Source organism: Acidimicrobiia bacterium, from assembly GCA_040881685.1.
Classification (GTDB): domain Bacteria; phylum Actinomycetota; class Acidimicrobiia; order IMCC26256; family PALSA-555; genus SHVJ01.
Genome location: JBBECS010000050.1, coordinates 75,588 through 91,972, shown reverse-complemented (window position 1 = coordinate 91,972; position 16,385 = coordinate 75,588). Strand labels below are relative to the sequence as shown.

The 16,385-nt window shown below is 67.5% G+C and carries 18 protein-coding genes; 14 read left to right on the top strand and 4 right to left on the bottom strand.

Annotation, left to right across the window (positions count from 1 at the left end; genetic code table 11):
• Nucleotide 1 precedes the first annotated feature (1 nt).
• A complete protein-coding gene (locus tag WEE69_13050) occupies nucleotides 2-1,141 on the bottom strand; it encodes an FIST N-terminal domain-containing protein (GenBank protein ID MEX1146220.1) in 1,140 nt (379 codons plus the stop codon).
• Nucleotides 1,138-2,259, bottom strand: coding sequence for an amidohydrolase family protein (locus WEE69_13045; protein MEX1146219.1), 1,122 nt, complete (start codon nucleotides 2,257-2,259; stop codon nucleotides 1,138-1,140). Before WEE69_13045 ends, WEE69_13050 begins: the two co-directional genes overlap by 4 nt.
• Nucleotides 2,260-2,347: 88 nt before the next feature.
• On the opposite strand from WEE69_13045, the gene WEE69_13040 reads away from it, so the two are divergent.
• From WEE69_13040 to WEE69_12990, 11 genes are read left to right on the top strand one after another with little or no spacing between them, the layout of a single operon-like run.
• The gene (locus WEE69_13040; GenBank protein ID MEX1146218.1) at nucleotides 2,348-3,898 is read left to right on the top strand and encodes an AMP-binding protein; all 1,551 of its coding nucleotides are present in this window, start codon (nucleotides 2,348-2,350) and stop codon (nucleotides 3,896-3,898) included.
• Nucleotides 3,861-4,559 (top strand): acetate--CoA ligase family protein, encoded by a 699-nt coding sequence (locus tag WEE69_13035; GenBank protein MEX1146217.1) that lies wholly within the window; start codon nucleotides 3,861-3,863, stop codon nucleotides 4,557-4,559. Before WEE69_13040 ends, WEE69_13035 begins: the two co-directional genes overlap by 38 nt.
• Nucleotides 4,556-6,043 (top strand): CoA-binding protein, encoded by a 1,488-nt coding sequence (locus WEE69_13030; GenBank protein ID MEX1146216.1) that lies wholly within the window; start codon nucleotides 4,556-4,558, stop codon nucleotides 6,041-6,043. Before WEE69_13035 ends, WEE69_13030 begins: the two co-directional genes overlap by 4 nt.
• Entirely contained in the window at nucleotides 6,040-7,452 is a 1,413-nt protein-coding gene (gene dacB, locus WEE69_13025) for a D-alanyl-D-alanine carboxypeptidase/D-alanyl-D-alanine-endopeptidase (protein ID MEX1146215.1), read from the top strand. The genes WEE69_13030 and dacB overlap by 4 nt, the downstream gene beginning before the upstream one ends.
• Nucleotides 7,453-7,464: 12 nt before the next feature.
• Nucleotides 7,465-7,827, top strand: a complete 363-nt coding sequence (locus WEE69_13020) for a hypothetical protein (protein ID MEX1146214.1) — start codon at nucleotides 7,465-7,467, stop codon at nucleotides 7,825-7,827.
• Nucleotides 7,824-8,042 carry a hypothetical protein gene (locus tag WEE69_13015; protein ID MEX1146213.1) on the top strand — a complete coding sequence of 73 codons (219 nt, stop codon included), beginning with the start codon at nucleotides 7,824-7,826 and terminating at the stop codon, nucleotides 8,040-8,042. The genes WEE69_13020 and WEE69_13015 overlap by 4 nt, the downstream gene beginning before the upstream one ends.
• A gap of 9 nt (nucleotides 8,043-8,051) precedes the next feature.
• Nucleotides 8,052-8,285, top strand: a complete 234-nt coding sequence (locus tag WEE69_13010) for a hypothetical protein (GenBank protein ID MEX1146212.1) — start codon at nucleotides 8,052-8,054, stop codon at nucleotides 8,283-8,285.
• A 10-nt stretch (nucleotides 8,286-8,295) separates the two neighbouring features.
• On the top strand, nucleotides 8,296-8,682 hold the full coding sequence (locus WEE69_13005; GenBank protein ID MEX1146211.1) for a MoaD/ThiS family protein: 387 nt from the start codon (nucleotides 8,296-8,298) through the stop codon (nucleotides 8,680-8,682).
• Nucleotides 8,679-9,602 carry an ATP-binding protein gene (locus tag WEE69_13000; protein ID MEX1146210.1) on the top strand — a complete coding sequence of 308 codons (924 nt, stop codon included), beginning with the start codon at nucleotides 8,679-8,681 and terminating at the stop codon, nucleotides 9,600-9,602. The genes WEE69_13005 and WEE69_13000 overlap by 4 nt, the downstream gene beginning before the upstream one ends.
• 3 nt (nucleotides 9,603-9,605) lie before the next feature.
• On the top strand, nucleotides 9,606-10,388 hold the full coding sequence (locus tag WEE69_12995; GenBank protein MEX1146209.1) for a tRNA (adenine-N1)-methyltransferase: 783 nt from the start codon (nucleotides 9,606-9,608) through the stop codon (nucleotides 10,386-10,388).
• Nucleotides 10,385-11,563 (top strand): MarP family serine protease, encoded by a 1,179-nt coding sequence (locus tag WEE69_12990; GenBank protein MEX1146208.1) that lies wholly within the window; start codon nucleotides 10,385-10,387, stop codon nucleotides 11,561-11,563. Before WEE69_12995 ends, WEE69_12990 begins: the two co-directional genes overlap by 4 nt.
• 28 nt (nucleotides 11,564-11,591) lie before the next feature.
• Here the strand turns inward: WEE69_12990 and WEE69_12985 are convergent, their stop codons facing one another.
• Nucleotides 11,592-11,828, bottom strand: a complete 237-nt coding sequence (locus WEE69_12985) for a ferredoxin (GenBank protein MEX1146207.1) — start codon at nucleotides 11,826-11,828, stop codon at nucleotides 11,592-11,594.
• A gap of 174 nt (nucleotides 11,829-12,002) precedes the next feature.
• Here WEE69_12985 and arc point away from each other — a divergent pair, with 174 nt between their 5' ends.
• Nucleotides 12,003-13,757, top strand: a complete 1,755-nt coding sequence (gene arc, locus WEE69_12980; protein MEX1146206.1) for a proteasome ATPase — start codon at nucleotides 12,003-12,005, stop codon at nucleotides 13,755-13,757.
• A 95-nt stretch (nucleotides 13,758-13,852) separates the two neighbouring features.
• Here the strand turns inward: arc and WEE69_12975 are convergent, their stop codons facing one another.
• Nucleotides 13,853-14,512 (bottom strand): pyridoxamine 5'-phosphate oxidase family protein, encoded by a 660-nt coding sequence (locus WEE69_12975; protein MEX1146205.1) that lies wholly within the window; start codon nucleotides 14,510-14,512, stop codon nucleotides 13,853-13,855.
• 86 nt (nucleotides 14,513-14,598) lie between these two features.
• On the opposite strand from WEE69_12975, the gene dop reads away from it, so the two are divergent.
• Together dop and WEE69_12965 are read left to right on the top strand one after the other, a co-directional pair.
• Nucleotides 14,599-16,086, top strand: coding sequence for a depupylase/deamidase Dop (gene dop, locus WEE69_12970; GenBank protein MEX1146204.1), 1,488 nt, complete (start codon nucleotides 14,599-14,601; stop codon nucleotides 16,084-16,086).
• 48 nt (nucleotides 16,087-16,134) lie between these two features.
• The gene (locus WEE69_12965) at nucleotides 16,135-16,329 is read left to right on the top strand and encodes a ubiquitin-like protein Pup (protein MEX1146203.1); all 195 of its coding nucleotides are present in this window, start codon (nucleotides 16,135-16,137) and stop codon (nucleotides 16,327-16,329) included.
• The last annotated feature ends 56 nt before the right edge of the window (nucleotides 16,330-16,385 follow it).

Genomic DNA, 16,385 nt, shown 5'->3' with positions numbered 1-16,385 from the left:
ATCACGTGAACAGGGCGAGGCTCGCGGTGAAGCCGTGCAGGAAGTTGCGGCCACCGATCGGCCCGATCTCGCCCGCGCAGAAGGCACCGGCGGCGGGGATGGGCCCGAGGAGCTCGGCCACGACCCCGGCGTCGTGGTCAGGCACTCCGAAGAGATGCCGGCCCCGCCCGTTGCAGGTGAAGACGAGCGCAGCTGCAGCCGCGGCGTCCGCGAGGAGCGACCGCAGATCCTCGTCGGCCGCAGCCGCGTCGCGCACCTGGAACTGGACGGTCTGGCCCACGGCCACCTCGTCGCCCAACGCGAGCGCGCCGGTCGTACGGTCCGCACCGACGATGTTGCGCACGAGAAAGTCCCCTCGACCGAAGGATGGCTGATGCTCGTCGACGACCACGCCGAGGTGCAGGCCGTGGCGGACGAGCTCTCGGTCTTCCTCTTCGAGCCCTTCCGCGAGCTCCTGCAATCGCTCGATTGCCGGGCGCCCACCGAGCTCGGCGATGAAGTTTCGTTCCGCACTGGTCACGACGAAGGGCTGGCCGATGGGACGGCAGCCTTGAGACACGACCGGTTCGATGTCCGCGCCGTCGATGAACACGCCCACTGCCCCGGTCTCGCGCACGTCAGCGTCGAGGACGACACGGTTCCCGCCGGGGCGCATGTTGGCCGATGCGACACCGCCGACGATGCGCAAGCCGGGGCGGTCCTCGTCGAGCCGTCGCAGAAACGCATCGACCGGAAAGGTGAATGGATCGGCGAGGAGCAGCAGCGTGGGTGGTGCGCCATCGAGGTCGGGCCAGCCGACGATGGCGGGACCGTCTGGCGTCTGCTCCACGGTCAGGGTCGTCGGTGTGATCTGTGCTTCGGGCAGGGACGCCGCGAACAACGAGAACGCCGGTTCGTCCTCGACCTCCTCGGCGTTGCCGATCACGGCCACGGTGGTGGCGCCGAGCAGCACGCGCGGGTTCAAGAGGTTGCGCAACGCATGAACGAGGTCGTCGAGCGCGCCGACGAAGTGCGGTGACGCGAAGCAGACGACGAGATCGGGGTCCTCACCGTCGAGCTGCTCCATGACCGAGCCCGCCGTCTCGCCCACCGCGTGTGCAGCGAGCGGATGCCGCGACAGTGCGGCCGCGAACTGGTTCACGCTGACACGCTAGATCGCGGGTTGTCGCGAACGTGATCGCCCGCGATCCAGACGTCCTCGACGGTGAGTGATGTGGGGTCGAGTGCCACGAGATCGGCCCGATTGCCGACGGCGATCGTGCCGCGGTCGCCGAACCCTGCGACTCGAGCCGGAACCGCGGTGGCCATCGTGATCGCCCGTTCGATCGACTCGCCGAGCATGACGACGTTTCCAACGGCGCGGTCGAGCAGCGTCGTTGCTCCCGCGAGCCGGCCGTCGGCCGTTCGAACAGCTTCCTGGTCGTGCCCGTCGTCGGCGACGACGTCGCTCACCAGGGCGATGTTCGCCTTGCGCGCGATGGCCAGACGGAGTGACGCGGGGTGCACGTGCACGAGATCCGCGATCAATGTTGGAGTGAGGCGGTCGTCATCGAGCGCGGCACCGACGAGCCCAGGTTCGCGGTGATGGAACGGACCCATTCCGTTGAACAGGTGCGTGACGACCGTCGCGCCCGCATCCGCAGCTGCGATGGCCTCGTCGTACGTAGCTGTCGAATGACCCAGGGCCACGATCACCCCGGCGGTGCTGAGGGTTCGGGTCGCCGTGAGACCCAGATCGGCCTCGGGAGCGAGCGTCACGACTCGCACGAGGTCGGCGTGTGTGAGCAGGAGCGCGTTCAGCCAGGCCAGGTCCGCGGGCACGAGCACGTCGCGCCGGTGCGCGCCCGGTGCTCCACCGAGGAACGGTCCTTCCAGATGGATGCCGAGGATCGACGCGTGGCCGGGCTCGGCGGCTGAGTCGGCGCGTGCTGCCGCGGCGCGGGTGAGCATTGCGTCGTAGTCGGCGAGGTTTGTGCTGACAAATGTCGGGCAGAACGCGGTCGTCCCGCATCGCGCCAGCGCGTTGCTTGCGCGTCGCCACTGCTCCTGTGTTGCGGTACGAAAGTCGACGTCGCGAACACCGTTGACCTGGAGGTCGATGAAGCCCGGCGCCAGGATCTTTGACCCGAGGTCGTGTGCTCCGCCCGGGGGCCGCCCATCGCCGACCTCCACGATGATCCCGTCGGCGATCGCGACCCAACCGACGCGTGGAGGACCGGGAGGGCAGATGACCGCGGCGAGCACGGTCGTCGCGGCCACCGACGTAGGCTACCGGCGCTTTGGTGCCGACGCGGCGGGCTGAGCAGAGCCGGTCGACAAGCTCGAGACGAGTGGGAGCACAGCGAGAGTGCCTGATCCTCTGACGATGCACGCCGCCGCGATCGGTGAGTCACCCGCCGTCATCGTCGACGCGGCCGGCGGCGGTCGGCCATCGATCACGACGTTCGCCGAGCTCGATGCGCAGGTCAACCAGCTCGCGAACGGCATGCTCGCGCTCGGCGCACGGCCGGGTGAGCGTCTGGTGTGGTGCGGGCCCAACTCGCTCGAAGTGCTGGTGACGATCCACGCCGCTCGAAAGAGCTTGCTGGTCGCGGTGCCGCTGTCGTACCGGTTCACCGCCGACGAGATGGCGTACGTGATTGACAACTCCGACGCCACGCTGGTCGTCATCGACGCCGAGCAGGCCCCGATGCTGGCAAGCGTCCGGGATCAGTTGCCGAAGCTGCGCGAGGTGATCGTGTACGGCGGCGACGTGCCGGCTGGGATGCGCTCATGGGCGGAGACGCTCGAGGGTCAGCCCACAACCGAGCCAAAGGCTGCACCAGATGCGAGCGCCGGCGCCGCGATGATCTACACGTCAGGCACGACGGGGAAGCCCAAGGGCGCGCTGCGCACGAGTACCGATCCCGAGACGGTGCTCACGCTGTTGTCCGAGATCGGGCTCCAACCGGGCAACGAGGTCCATGTCACGACCGGACCGCTGTACCACTCGGGACCGTTGGCGTGGGCGTCGCTGAACCACACACTCGGATGCCTCGTGGTGGTCCTCCGACGCTTCGACCCGGTCGCGTGGCTTCGTCTCGTCAAGGACTACGGGGTCACGAACTCGTTCTCGGCGCCGACACAGCTCAAGCGCATCGTGAGCCTGCCAGCCGAGGAGCTCGCGAAGGCTGAACTTTCCACCATGCGCTCGCTCGTCGCGAACGCTGCGCCCGTGCCATACGCGTTGAAGCAGGAAGTGATCGAGAAGCTCGGCGACGGCTTCCTCTACGAGGTGTACGGATCGACCGAGCTCGGTGTCGTGACCGTGCTCAAGCCCGAGGACCAGCTCCGCAAACCCGGATCGTGTGGGAAGACCTACGGCGCGATCGACGTGAAGATCGTGCGGGACGACGGCGTCGAAGCTGCAGTCGATGAACCTGGCGAGCTGTTCATCCGCACGCGGCTAGCGATGGACGGGTACCACCGGACGGAGGAACGGCTCCCAGAGCTGAGCGGGGGAGAGTGGAAGTCCGTCGGCGACGTGGCGTACCTCGATGACGAGGGATACGTGCACATCTGCGACCGCAAGAAGGACATGATCATCTCCGGCGGTGTGAACATCTATCCGGCCGAGATCGAAGCGGTGCTGCACGAACATCCCGACGTCCTCGACGCTGCCGTCTTCGGGATACCCGATGACGAGTGGGGCGAGAGCGTGTACGCGATCGTCCAGCCGAAGGTAGGAACCGCGCCGACGCCAGACGACTTGCACGCCTTCGTTGCCGGGCGACTCGCCGGCTACAAGCGACCGCGCACGTTCGAGATCCGCGCCGAGCTCCCGCGTACCGACGCCGGCAAGCTGCTGAAGCGGACGCTCCGTGACGAGTTCTGGCGCGGCCACGAGCGCGCTGTCTGAGGGGCGACCCGTCGTGGGGCGCATGTTGAGTGAGCACGAGTCGAAACGACTGGTGGCCGAGTTCGGCGTCCCGGTGGTGGACGAGCTCGTGGCCGCGGACCCCGCCGCAGCGGCAGGTGCCGCCGAGGAGCTCGGTTACCCGGTGGCGCTGAAGATCAACGGCGAGGGCATCGCCCACAAGACGGAGCGCGGACTCGTGCGGCTCTCGCTCACGACGCCACACGCGGTGGAGTCGGCCGCGGTCGAGCTGCTTGCCAACACTCGTCCCGAGGATGGCGACGTCACCTTGCTCGTCGCGGCGATGGTGAGCGGTAGCCGGGAGCTCATCGCGGGCGTGCACCGAGACCCGCAGTTCGGGCCGTGCGTCATGGTCGGGATCGGTGGTGTGTACGCGGAAGCACTCGCCGATGTGGCGTTTGCCCTCGTCCCGATTGACGAGGTCGACGCACTCGAGATGCTCGACGCGCTCGATGGCCAAGCGCTGCTCAGCGCGATACGCGGTGAGGCTGCCCTCGACCGACAGGCCGTGGCAGAAGTCTTGCAAGGACTCTCGCGACTCGCCGTCGCACGCCCGGACATCGAGTCGGTCGACGTGAACCCGCTCGTGATCGCGAACGGCCGACCGGTTGCCGTGGACGCGTTGGTCGAGGTCGGTGCATGACCGAAGCCGAGCGATCCGGAGACTTCGACGCGCTCTTCGCGCCCCGAGGTGTCCTCGTCGCCGGCGTGTCCAACCACCCGGGCAAGTTCGGCTTCGTCGCGCTCCACAACATCCTCACGCAGGGATACGCGGGCTCCGTGTTCGGGACGAACCTCGATGGTGGCGAGGTGCTGGGTGTCCCGATGGCGCCCTCCGTCGCTGACCTGCCCGAGGACGCCGTCTTCGACCTGGTCTTCGTCTGCACGCCGGCCGCGGCGAACGTGGAGCTGCTGCGCGCATGCGCGGCCCGGGGCGCGCGCGCCGCCTTCGTCACGTCAGCGGGCTATGGCGAGGCGGGGCCGGAGGGGCGCGCCGCCGAAGCCGAGCTCGTCGCGGTGGCTCGAGAGCTCGGAATCCTGCTCGTCGGCCCGAACGGGCAAGGGGTGGTATCGACGCCCGCGCAGCTGTGTGCCCAGATCGTCGCTCCGAACCCGCCGCGAGGCCCAATCGGGATCGCGAGCCAGTCGGGCAACTTCGTGTCCTCGTTCCAGAACTACGCGGTGGCAACAGGAGTGGGCGTCAGTCGCGCCGTCTCGGCCGGGAACGCCGCAGTCGTCACCGTGGCCGACCTCCTCGAGTACTACGCCTCCGATCCCGAGACGCGAGTCGCATTGGCGTATGTAGAGGATGTGGGCGACGGTCGGACCTTCTTCGACCGGGCGCGATCGGCCTCAGCAGCCATGCCGCTCGTGCTCCTCAAGGGTGGTACGACCGGCGGCGGAGCGCGTGCTGCTTCTTCCCACACTGGTGCGCTCGCCTCAGACGATCGTGTCTTCGACGGCATGTGTCGCCAAGCCGGCATCACCAGGACCGCCACGATCGAGGAAGCGTTCGACGCGGCAGCCACATTCGCGACGCAACCACTCCCACGCGGGCCGCGTGTCGCCGTCGTGACCACGGCGGGCGGGTGGGGAGTCGTCACCGCTGATGTGATCAGCCGCTCGTCACTCGATCTCGTCGCGCTCCCAGACGACCTCCGCGCCGAGATCGACCTTCGCCTGCCGCCGCGCTGGAGTCGCAGCAACCCAATCGACTTCGCCGGGGCCGAGACGCGCGACACGATCCCCGAGGTGCTCGATCTCGTCGCGCGACACGACGATGTCGACGCGGTGATCTATCTCGGGCTTGGGATCCAGTCGAACCAGGCGCGTCTCATGCGCGACGGGCGGTTTTGGCCGGCTCACGGGCTCGAGCGCATCGTTGCGTACCACGAGCGTCAAGACGAACGCTTCGCCGAAGCCGCGGCCGACGTCAGCGCGACGACAGGGAAGCCAGTCCTCACTGCAACCGAGCTCGCGGTCACGGATCCCTCGAATGCCGGCCCGCGCACGGTTCGAGCCACCGGGCGCCTGTGCTACCCGTCGGCGCATCGCGCCGTGATCGCCTTGGAGCACCTCTGGCACTATGCACGCCATCGCGCGCGACGCGAGCGGACGACGACATGACCCCGACTCGAACGCTGGCCGTCGTGCTTGCCGTGGTCGCGGGCGTGTGCGCGTTCCTCGGCATCCGACGAAGTGATGCGACGGTCGAGGCCGTGAACCGAGGAGCGGTCGCCACGCCCGTGTGGTCACCCCGCCGGGTCCCCCAGCCGATTGTCGACGCCGTTGGTGGCCAACGCCTCCAGATCGCGCTCGATGCTGCCGTTGTGGGAGTCGACGCATGTTTCGTCGTCGATGAGGGGGGCGCGCCGATCGCTGTGCGCTCGCCCGACGTTCCGCTCGTGCCGGCCTCGACCGAGAAGCTCGTCACGGGTGCGGTCGCGCTCGCTGTACTCGGTGCGGACGCGCATCTCGTGACGCGAGCCGTTGCCGCGGCCGCGCCCAAGGATGGTGTGATCGAGCGGCTCTGGCTCGTGGGCGGCGGCGACTTCCTCCTCATGACCCCGGAGGCGCAGGCGCTTCGAGAGCAGCTGCCCGAGCTCCGAGGCATGCCAACCACGTCGTTCAGCGCGTTGGCCGACTCCTTGGTTGCTGCGGGCGTGCGCACGATTCCCGGCGGCATCGTCGGTGACGACTCGCGCTACGAGACGTTGCGATACCTCCCGACGTGGAAGGACACGTACCGCACGGAAGGGCAGGTGGGCCCGCTCGGCGCGCTGACCGTGAACGGCGGCTTCAGCCAGCTGCAACCGACCCCGATCCCGGTGCCGGACCCTGCCGTGTTCGCGGCGGCCGAACTCGGACGCCTGTTGGAGGCGCGCGGCGTCACGATCGGGCGCGGCGCAGATCGGGGAACGTCACCCAAGGGGGCCGTGGAGATCGCGACGATCGAGTCGCCACCGATGTCCGCGGTCATCGGCGAGATGATCAGCGCCAGCGACAACCTCGGAGCGGAACTCCTCACCCGCGAGATCGGGCTCCAGGTGACGCAACAGGGGACGACCGCCGCGGGTATCCAAGCGATCACGCAGACGCTCAACGAGCTCGGACTCCCAACGGCGAACCTCGCGATCGTCGACGGCTCCGGTCTCGACCGCGGGAACCGGGTGACGTGCCAGCTGCTCGATGCAACGTTGGATCTCGGTGCCGAACCCGAGTTCGCTGCGTTGTGGAGCGGACTGGCGGTCGCGGGGCAGTCCGGCACGCTCGTGGAGCAGCTCGACGGGACCGTGCTCGAGGGCAAGCTCCGAGGCAAGACCGGGTCGCTGGACGGCGTCACCGGCTTGGTAGGGCTCATCGAGGTCGGGCGTCCTTTGCGGTTCGCGTTCATCGCGAACGGAGCCTTCACCGAGACCGGTGGGATCGGGCTGCGCAGCCAGATCGCGACGATCATCGCCACGTTCCCCGACGCCCCCGCGGGCGATCAGCTCGTGCCGCGCCCGGCCGGGGAACCTGGTCGCTCGGAACCGTAGACTCGCCCGCTGATGGCGGACACTGGCGACGCGACCGGAGGAGCACCGAGCGCGCCGCTCCCGCAGCTCGTGCTCGAACTGCGCGATCTGATCGTCACGTACGTCAAGCAAGAGACGGTCGTGCCCTTGCGTCAGCTCGGGCGCTACATCGCGTTCGGGATCGCCGGGGCGTTGCTCCTGGGGCTCGGCGCGTTGCTCTTGGGTGTTGGCGCGCTCCGTGCGCTCCAAACCGAGACGGGCGACACGTTCGAAGGCGACTGGTCGTGGGCGCCGTACGGCATCACGTTCGTTCTGTTGATCGTTGGCGGGATGGTCACCTGGATGGCGCGCCGTTCACGGCGCGAGCGCAAGGAACGCAAGGAGAAGAAGACATGAGCAACGTCGGTGTGTCACGCGCGATCACGCGTGACGATCTGGAGGCGAAGTTTCGGGAGGTTCAAGGCGAGGGCCGCGCCGGCGCGGACACGGCTCGGGGCATCGGCCGCGGGGTTGGCGTGGCCGCGGCCGTGGCAGCGGTCGGCATCGCGTACCTGATGGGGCGTCGGCGCGGTCGACGTCGCCGGACGATCGTCGAAGTTCGTCGCGTCTGAGGGTCGGCGATGGCAGCGATCGTCGCGAAGCTCATGCGCACCGGTTTGCGTCGCGGGTTACGTGACGGATCGCGCGGTTGGCTCTATGTAGGAATGACCGCAGCAGCCCTCCAGATCGCTCGGCGGATCTTCACCGAACAGCCCGAGACGGTGTTCACGACCGAGTTGAAGCCCGGACAGGGGATCGAAGTGCGCACCGTGGCTCGTCACGATGGTGGTCGCGGCAAGCGGACACGCCGGTAGCCTTTCGAGGGTGAAGATCCTGCTGCGCAACCCGCGGCGCGAGCTCGAGATGCCCGGTCCGCTGACAGTCGCCGCGCTCCTTCAGCGTCTCGAGCTGAACCCGGAGTCAGTGCTCGTCATCGTGGGCGAAGAGCTCGTCACTCACGACGCGCGCCTCGAAGACGCCGCACACGTTGAGATCCGTCCGGTCATATCAGGTGGTGCAGTCGCGGCGACCGAAGGGAGCTCGCCCAGCGAGCGAACGCCCGCGAGACGGGTATCCCGGCGCGGAGAGCGGCGGCTTTGCCGACCGCTCCCGCAGGAGCCGGCGCTCGCGGCGGCGACCAATGGAGTCGCAGAGAGCGAGCGAGGCAGGTTGGAGATCCGTCCGGTCATCTCCGGTGGGGCACGGCCATGAAGTGCCGCGTGTGCCGCGGGCCGGCAGTGATCGACATCCGTCGCCACAACGCGGGTTTCTGCCGAGACCACTTCCTCGTTCACTGCCGCGAGCAAGTCCGGCGTGCGCTGCACGACCACCACATGATCGAGGAGGGTGACCGGGTGGTGGTCGCAGTCTCGGGCGGCAAGGACTCGCTCGCCCTCTGGGACCTGCTCGCCGAACTCGGCCACGACGTCGACGGCCTGTATCTCGGGCTCGGCATCGACGAGTACTCCGACGAATCGCTCGGCTATGCGCGCGCGTATGCCGCTGCCCATGGTCGCAAGCTCCACGAGGTGGACCTCGGCAGCGACCTCGGCTTCACGGTGCCGGCGGCGGCCTCAGCGACGCATCGCTCACCGTGTGGTGCGTGTGGATTGTCGAAGCGTCACGTCTTCAACGCCTTTGCACGGGACCACGGCTACGACATCGTTGCGACCGGCCACAACCTCGATGACGAGGCCGCTGTCCTCTTGGGCAACGTGCTGCGGTGGGAGACCGGGTATCTCGGGCGACAGCACCCGGTGCTTCCCGCCGCGCCGGGCTTCGTGCGCAAGGTGAAGCCTTTGGTGCGGCTCGGCGAGCGCGAGATGGCTGCGTACTGCGTGCTGCAATCGATCGACTACCAGGTCGAGGAGTGCCCGATGGCCGAGGGCAACCGCCACCTCGGGTACAAGGAGGTGCTCAACGCGCTCGAAGACCGGTCGCCGGGATCGAAGTCGGCGTTCTTGTTCGGGTTCCTCGAGCGCGCGCACTCGCGATTCGAATCCGTCGCGAGCGAGGAGCGCGAAGCGCTCGGCGCGTGCCGTGAATGTGGAAGTCCGACGACGGGTGAGGTCTGCGCGTTCTGTCGTCTCCAGGAGCGTGCTTCGAGCGCTTCGACCAGAGACGAGGAGTAGCGGGTGCCGGGCGCGTTCGAGTCAGGGGATCGAGTGCTGCTCGTCGACGCGAAGCGTCGGCGACATCTGGTGACGCTGGCAGCTGGTGGCGAGTTCCACCTGCACACCGGCGTGGTTCGCCACGACGATCTCATCGGTGCCCCGGAGGGCATGACCGTGCGAACGACCCTCGGCGCGCGCCTTGTGGCGGTGCGGCCGACGCTGGCTGAGTACGTGCTGGAGATGCCGCGGGGCGCGCAGGTGATCTATCCGAAGGACCTCGGACCGATCCTCGTGCTGGGAGATATCTTTCCGGGGGCGGTGGTGCTCGAATCTGGCGTCGGCTCGGGTGCTTTGACGATGGCATTGCTGCGTGCGATCGGTCCCACGGGTCGCGTCATCGGCTACGAGATCCGCGACGACTTTGCCGAGCGCGCCCGGCGCAACGTCGAGGGACTGCTCGGTGCAGACGTCCCGCTCCACGTGACGGTACGCGACGTGTATGACGGGATCGACGAAGACGAGCTCGATCGTGTCGTCCTCGACCTACCCGAGCCGTGGCGCGTGGTGAAGCACGCGGAGTCCGCGTTGCGCCCCGGCGGCATTCTCATCGCGTATCTGCCGACGATCGGTCAAGTCGCGCGTCTGCGCGAAGAGCTCGAAGAGTCGGCGTTCGGCATGGCGCAGAGCCTCGAGGTCCTGCACCGGACATGGCACGTCGAGGGTCAATCGGTGCGTCCAGACCATCGCATGGTTGCGCACACGGGCTTCCTCACCAGCGCGCGGTTGCTCGTTCCCAGCGGGTGAACTGGCTCGACGCAGTCATCACGCTGGTCGCGTGTGGCGCGGCCTACGCCGGGTATCGCTACGGGCTCATGACCCGCGCCCTGTCATGGCTCGGTCTGTCCGTCGGTGTGATCGTCGGAGTCCTGTTCGTGGACGACGTCGCCAACGAGCTGCGCAGCTCCACACCCTCGACCCGGCTGGTCGGCTCGCTGGCCTTCCTCTTCCTCATGACGGTGATCGGCCAGACCGTCGGGATCGCGATCGGATCGCTGCTCCGTCGCCACCTACCGGCGAGAGGCATCCTGAGCGTGGCGGATCGCACCGGGGGTGCGCTCGCGGGTGGATTCGCGATCTTCGTGATCATCTGGCTCCTCACGCCCGCGCTCGCCAGCGCACCCGGTTGGCCGGCTCGCACAGCGCGCGGCTCGGCGATCGTGCGCGCGGTGGATCGGTACGCACCAGCACCACCGGACTCGCTCGAGACGCTCGGGCGTCTCGTCGACGCTGCGCCGTTCCCCGGCGTGTTCGATCTGCACGACCGGCCCGAAGATGTGGGCCCACCGCCCGGAGGCGGGCTCCTCCCCGGCATCGCGGCGCGCGTCGCGCGATCGGTGGTGAAGATCGAGGGGCGCGCGTGCGACCTCATCCAGCAGGGGAGCGGGTGGGTGGTCGCGTCGGACCTCGTGGTCACGAATGCACACGTGGTCGCGGGCGAGCAGCAAACGACGGTCTTCACCACGGCAGGGCGGCGACTTGACGCCCTCGTTGTGCTGTTCGACTCGGAGCGGGATCTGGCCGTGCTGCGCGTGCCAAGCCTCGACCTCGACGCCCTGCCACAAGCCGACGGCGATCTCGACGCGGCGGGAGCCGTGATGGGATACCCAGGAGGCGGCTCGCTCCGGCAGTCGCCGGCGCGCATCGCCGAGGAGATCCTCGCTGAAGGTACGAACATCTACCGAAGTGCGTCCACCGTGCGTGAGGTGTACGTGCTCGCTGCCGCGCTGGCACCGGGCGACTCGGGTGGACCGCTGTTCGACGCGGAGGGGCGGGTCGTCGGCGTGGCATTCGCGGTCGATCCCGGGGCCGACAGCACCGCCTACGCGCTCACCCACGGCGAAGTGGCAGAGGGGATCATCGAAACGATCAACGCGGACGCGGCGACGCCAGTAGGAACTGGCCGGTGCTTGGTCGGCTAGCTGCTCACCAGGGCGGCTCGCCCTGGGGCTAGTCCACTTCGATGAAGATGCACTCTCCTGGGCACTCTTCGGCCGACTCGATGACAGCTTCTTCCATGCCGGCGGGAACCGCGGCGAGACCTTCGGCACCGCCCGGCTCGCTGAAGACCTTCGCACCTTCCTTCACGTACGCGAGTCCGTCGTCGAGAAGGGTGAACACGTCGGGTGCGATCTCCTCGCAGAGACCGTCGCCGGTGCAGAGGTCTTGATCGATCCAGACCTTCATGGTCGAGAGCATCTCCTTCTCGGGGTGCTCGAATCAGGGTAGACCGACGTTCCGCATTTCTCAAGCCGTGGCGGGGTAAATGTGGCCGGCCGAGGTGCCACGGCGTGCTGAAATCATCGGTGTAGTGTCCGCGAATCCCGGAAAACAGCCCAATCCGGGGCCTGGAGGTGTCACGTGACGGCGGAGCACGAGCGGCGCCTCGCCGAGTACGAGCGCCAGGTCGGTGACCTCCAGTCACAGCTCAAGGCGTTGGAGGAAGAGGTTGTGGTCCTCCGGCGTCGGCTTCAAGACGCCCCCAAGCGTGTCCGGACGCTCGAGGAGCGCTTGCTCGAGGCCAAGGGCCAGCTCGCCCAAGCGGTGTCGCAGAACGAGCGCCTCTCGGCCACGCTCCGCGAAGCGCGTGAGCACATCGCGGCGCTGCGCGAAGAGGTCGAGAAGCTCACGATGCCGCCCTCGGCGTACGGCACCTTCCTCGCCTCCAACGACGACGGCACCGTCGACATCTTCACGGCCGGCCGCAAGATGCGCGTCGCGGTCCACCCCGAGGTCGACCTCGAGGCGATGGAGCGGGGCCAGGAGGTTGCGCTCAACGAGTCGCTGAACGTGGTGCTCGCTCGCGGGCTTGAGATCTCCGGCGAAGTCGTCGTGCTCAAGGAGCTCATGGACGACGCCCGCCGAGTGCTCGTGATCGGACGCGCCGACGAGGAGCGCGTGTGCGAGCTCGCGGGCGCGCTGATCGGCGAGAAGCTGCGCTCGGGCGACCACCTGTTGATGGATGCCCGCTCCGGTCTCGTGGTGGAACGGCTGCCACGCCCCGAAGTGGAAGAGCTGGTCCTCGAAGAGGTGCCCGACGTGACGTACGACGACGTCGGTGGACTCGACGACCAGATCGAGCAGATTCGCGACGCGGTCGAGCTCCCGTACCTGTACGCCGAGCTCTTCCACGAGCACGAGCTCCAGCCGCCGAAGGGCATTCTGCTGTACGGACCGCCGGGGTGTGGCAAGACGCTGATCGCGAAGGCCGTCGCGAACTCGTTGGCCAAGCGTGTCGCGGAGAAGACCGGCAACGAATCGACACGGTCTTACTTCCTCAACATCAAGGGTCCGGAGTTGCTCAACAAGTACGTCGGCGAGACCGAGCGCCAGATCCGCCTCATCTTCCAGCGCGCGCGTGAGAAGTCCGAAGAGGGCGTGCCGGTGATCGTGTTCTTCGACGAGATGGACTCCCTGTTCCGCACGCGCGGTACGGGTATCTCGTCCGACATCGAGAGCACGATCGTCCCGCAGCTGCTCGCTGAGATCGACGGGGTCGAAAGCCTGAAGAACGTGATCGTCATCGGCGCGTCGAACCGAGAAGACCTCATCGACCCGGCCATCCTTCGCCCTGGCCGTCTCGATGTGAAGATCAAGATCGAGCGGCCGGACGAGTCGAGCGCGCGGCAGATCTTCACGCAATACCTCACCGCGGCCCTGCCCATCTCCGAGGAGGAGGTCACGAAGTACGGCGCCGCCGACAAGGCGATCGACGCGATGATCGCGGCCGCGGTCGAGCGCATGTACGCCGAAGACGACGAGAACCGCTTCCTCGAGGTCACCTATCAGAACGGCGACAAGGAAGTGCTCTACTTCCGAGACTTCTCGTCGGGCGCCATGATCGAGAACATCGTGCGGCGTTCGAAGAAGCTTTCGATCAAGCGACAGATCGAGGGCGGCCAGCGCGGCATCTCGACCGACGATCTCCTCGCCTCGATCAAGCAGGAGTACCGCGAGCACGAGGATCTTCCCAACACCACGAACCCGGACGACTGGGCGAAGATCTCGGGCAAGAAGGGTGAGCGCATCGTCTACGTGCGCACGCTGATGTCCGAAGGCGAAGAAGCCACCGGCGGTCGTCAGATCGAGCGCGTCACCACCGGCCAGTACTTGTGACGAGGGGGGCTGCCCCCCTCGTCGGCTCCCCCCGGCGCCGCCCATTTCGCGTCGAGGTGGTTGAACGCCGGCGAAGCCGGCGTTCGGCGATCCGATCAGGGCCGTGCATACGGCGAGACCGAGGGTGGCGGCGCGATGCCTGCGCGCAGGTCGGACTCCGGCAAGGGCGATCCGAAATCGGTTCGCACCGGTACCACGCCGGCCCAGATGTCGAGCTCGAGGTCTTCCGGCTCGTCCAAGACCCCTTCGGTCCGGGCCTTCACGGACGCAGTGTCGATCGGGATCTCGACGGCCGTGATCTGGCGGAGCTCCGAGTCGGTGGGTGGGCGCGCCTCGCCACTGCGCCCAGGCATCACGTGCTCGACGAGGCACCGCATGGCGCGCCGCTTCTCGTCGAGGTCGGAGATCGCGCGTGCTTCGCCCACGATCACCACCGAGCGATAGTTCATCGACGTGTGGAACTGCGAGCGCGCAAGCACCACGCCGTCGATGATGGTCACCGTGACGCACACCGGCCCGCCCTCGCTGAGTGTCCGCAGCAATCTGCTCGCGTTCGAGCCGTGCAGGATCAGTCGATCGCCGTCGCGACCGAACGCCATCGGGATGATGAACGGCTGGCCGTCGACCACGATGCCGACGTGCGCGACGAGTGCCTCGTCGAGGATCGCGTTCGCGCTTATTCGCCGGTAGTCGGCGCGTTCGACCTTTCGTCGCACGGTCACCGCGTCGGTCTGCGTGAGCTGCTCGGAGGGCATACGGCGATGCTTCTTCCTCGACGTCCTGTCAGACAACCGATTTCGCGGGTCAGGGGGCCTGGCCGGGGCGCCAGTAGCATTGATCTGTGGCCGTTCCGAAGGTGTGTGGCATCGAAACGGAGTACGGGGTCGTCCTCCGCGGCGCAGGAGAGGCCAACCCTGTGCTCGCATCGTCGATGCTGATCAACGGCTACGTAGAGCACCACAAGGTCGGCTGGGACTTCGAGGACGAGTCACCTGGACGCGACGCCCGCGGGTTCGCTCGTGACGGCTCGCAGCCGCCGGAGATCGAGACGCACCTCGTCAACACCGTCCTCACGAACGGTGCCCGCTACTACGTCGATCACGCCCACCCCGAGTACTCCACCCCCGAGTGCGCCGATGCGCTCGAGCTCGTGATCGCCGACAAGGCGGGGGAGCGGGTACTCGCGCGATCGATGCTCGCGGCGCGTCGCCTGCTCGAGCCGGGGCAGGAGGTGGTCGTCTACAAGAACAACTCCGACGGCAAGGGCAACAGCTACGGCACCCACGAGAACTACCTCGTCGACCGCGCGGTGCCGTTCGCCAACCTCGTGCGCTACCTCCTTCCGTGGTTCGTTACCCGGCAGGTGTTTACGGGTGCCGGCAAGGTCGGCGGAGAGAACGGCGTCGGTGCGATCGAGTACCAGCTGAGCCAACGAGCCGACTTCTTCGAGGAGGAAGTCGGCCTCGAGACGACGCTGAAGCGCCCGATCGTGAACACGCGTGACGAGCCGCATGCCGATCCACAGCTCTACCGTCGCCTGCACGTGATCGCAGGTGACGCCAACCTCTGCGAAGTCGCCACCTTCCTGAAGGTGGGTACCACCGCGATCGTCTTGGCGATGATCGAGGACGACTTCATCGACAAGGACTACTCGGTCGTGTCGACCGTTCCCGCGATGCGCGTCGTGTCACACGACCCCACGTGCCGCGCGACCATCGAGCTCGTCGACGGTGGCCGGATGACCGCGGTCGAGCTGCAGTGGGAGTTCCTCCGGCTCGCGCAGAAGTACGCCGACGAGACCGGCCTCGAGCTCTGCGGTGGCGACACCGTCGGGCAACAGGTGCTCGATCGTTGGGAGTCAGTACTGGGCGCGCTCGAACGCGACCCCTCGCTGCTCGACGGTCAGCTCGACTGGGTCACCAAGCTCGCACTGCTCGAGGCCTATGTGGACCGCGACGGCCTCGCGTGGGACGACCCCAAGCTCGCGCTGCTTGATCTCCAGTACCACGACGTACGCCCTGACCGCTCGCTCTACGAGCGCCTCGTGCGCGCCGGCAAAGTGGAGCGGCTCGTGGACGAGGCCGACGTGATGGCTGCCACCACCGAGCCGCCGGCGTCGACGCGCGCCTACTTCCGCGGCATGTGCCTGTTGCGGTGGCCCGATTCGGTCGTCGCAGCGAACTGGGACAGCATCATCCTCGACGTCGGCGGTGACCCGTTGAAGCGGATCCCGATGATGGAGCCCCTCAAGGGAACCAAGGCTCACGTCGAAGCGTTGTTCAAGAACGCGAAGACCCCAGCTGACCTCGTAGGGCAGCTGGCCTCGTAGCCAGGAACCCGGTTCGGGGGACTGCTCCCGAGGAGGTACCTTCGAGACATGCCCGAGCAGCAGCGTCGTCAGAAGCCGGCGCCCAAAGAGCGCGAGCAGGAGACCGACGACGTCGCCGCGCCCACCGAGCGCGGCGAGAAGCTCAAGAGCGAGCTCGACGATCTGCTCGATGAGATCGACGAGGTGCTCGAGGAGAACGCAGAGGATTTTGTTAAAAGCTACGTGCAAAAGGGAGGAGAGTGAACAAATCGGACACTCGGTCCGAGTTTGTCACACCCCCGTCGTACGTTCCGCTCCGT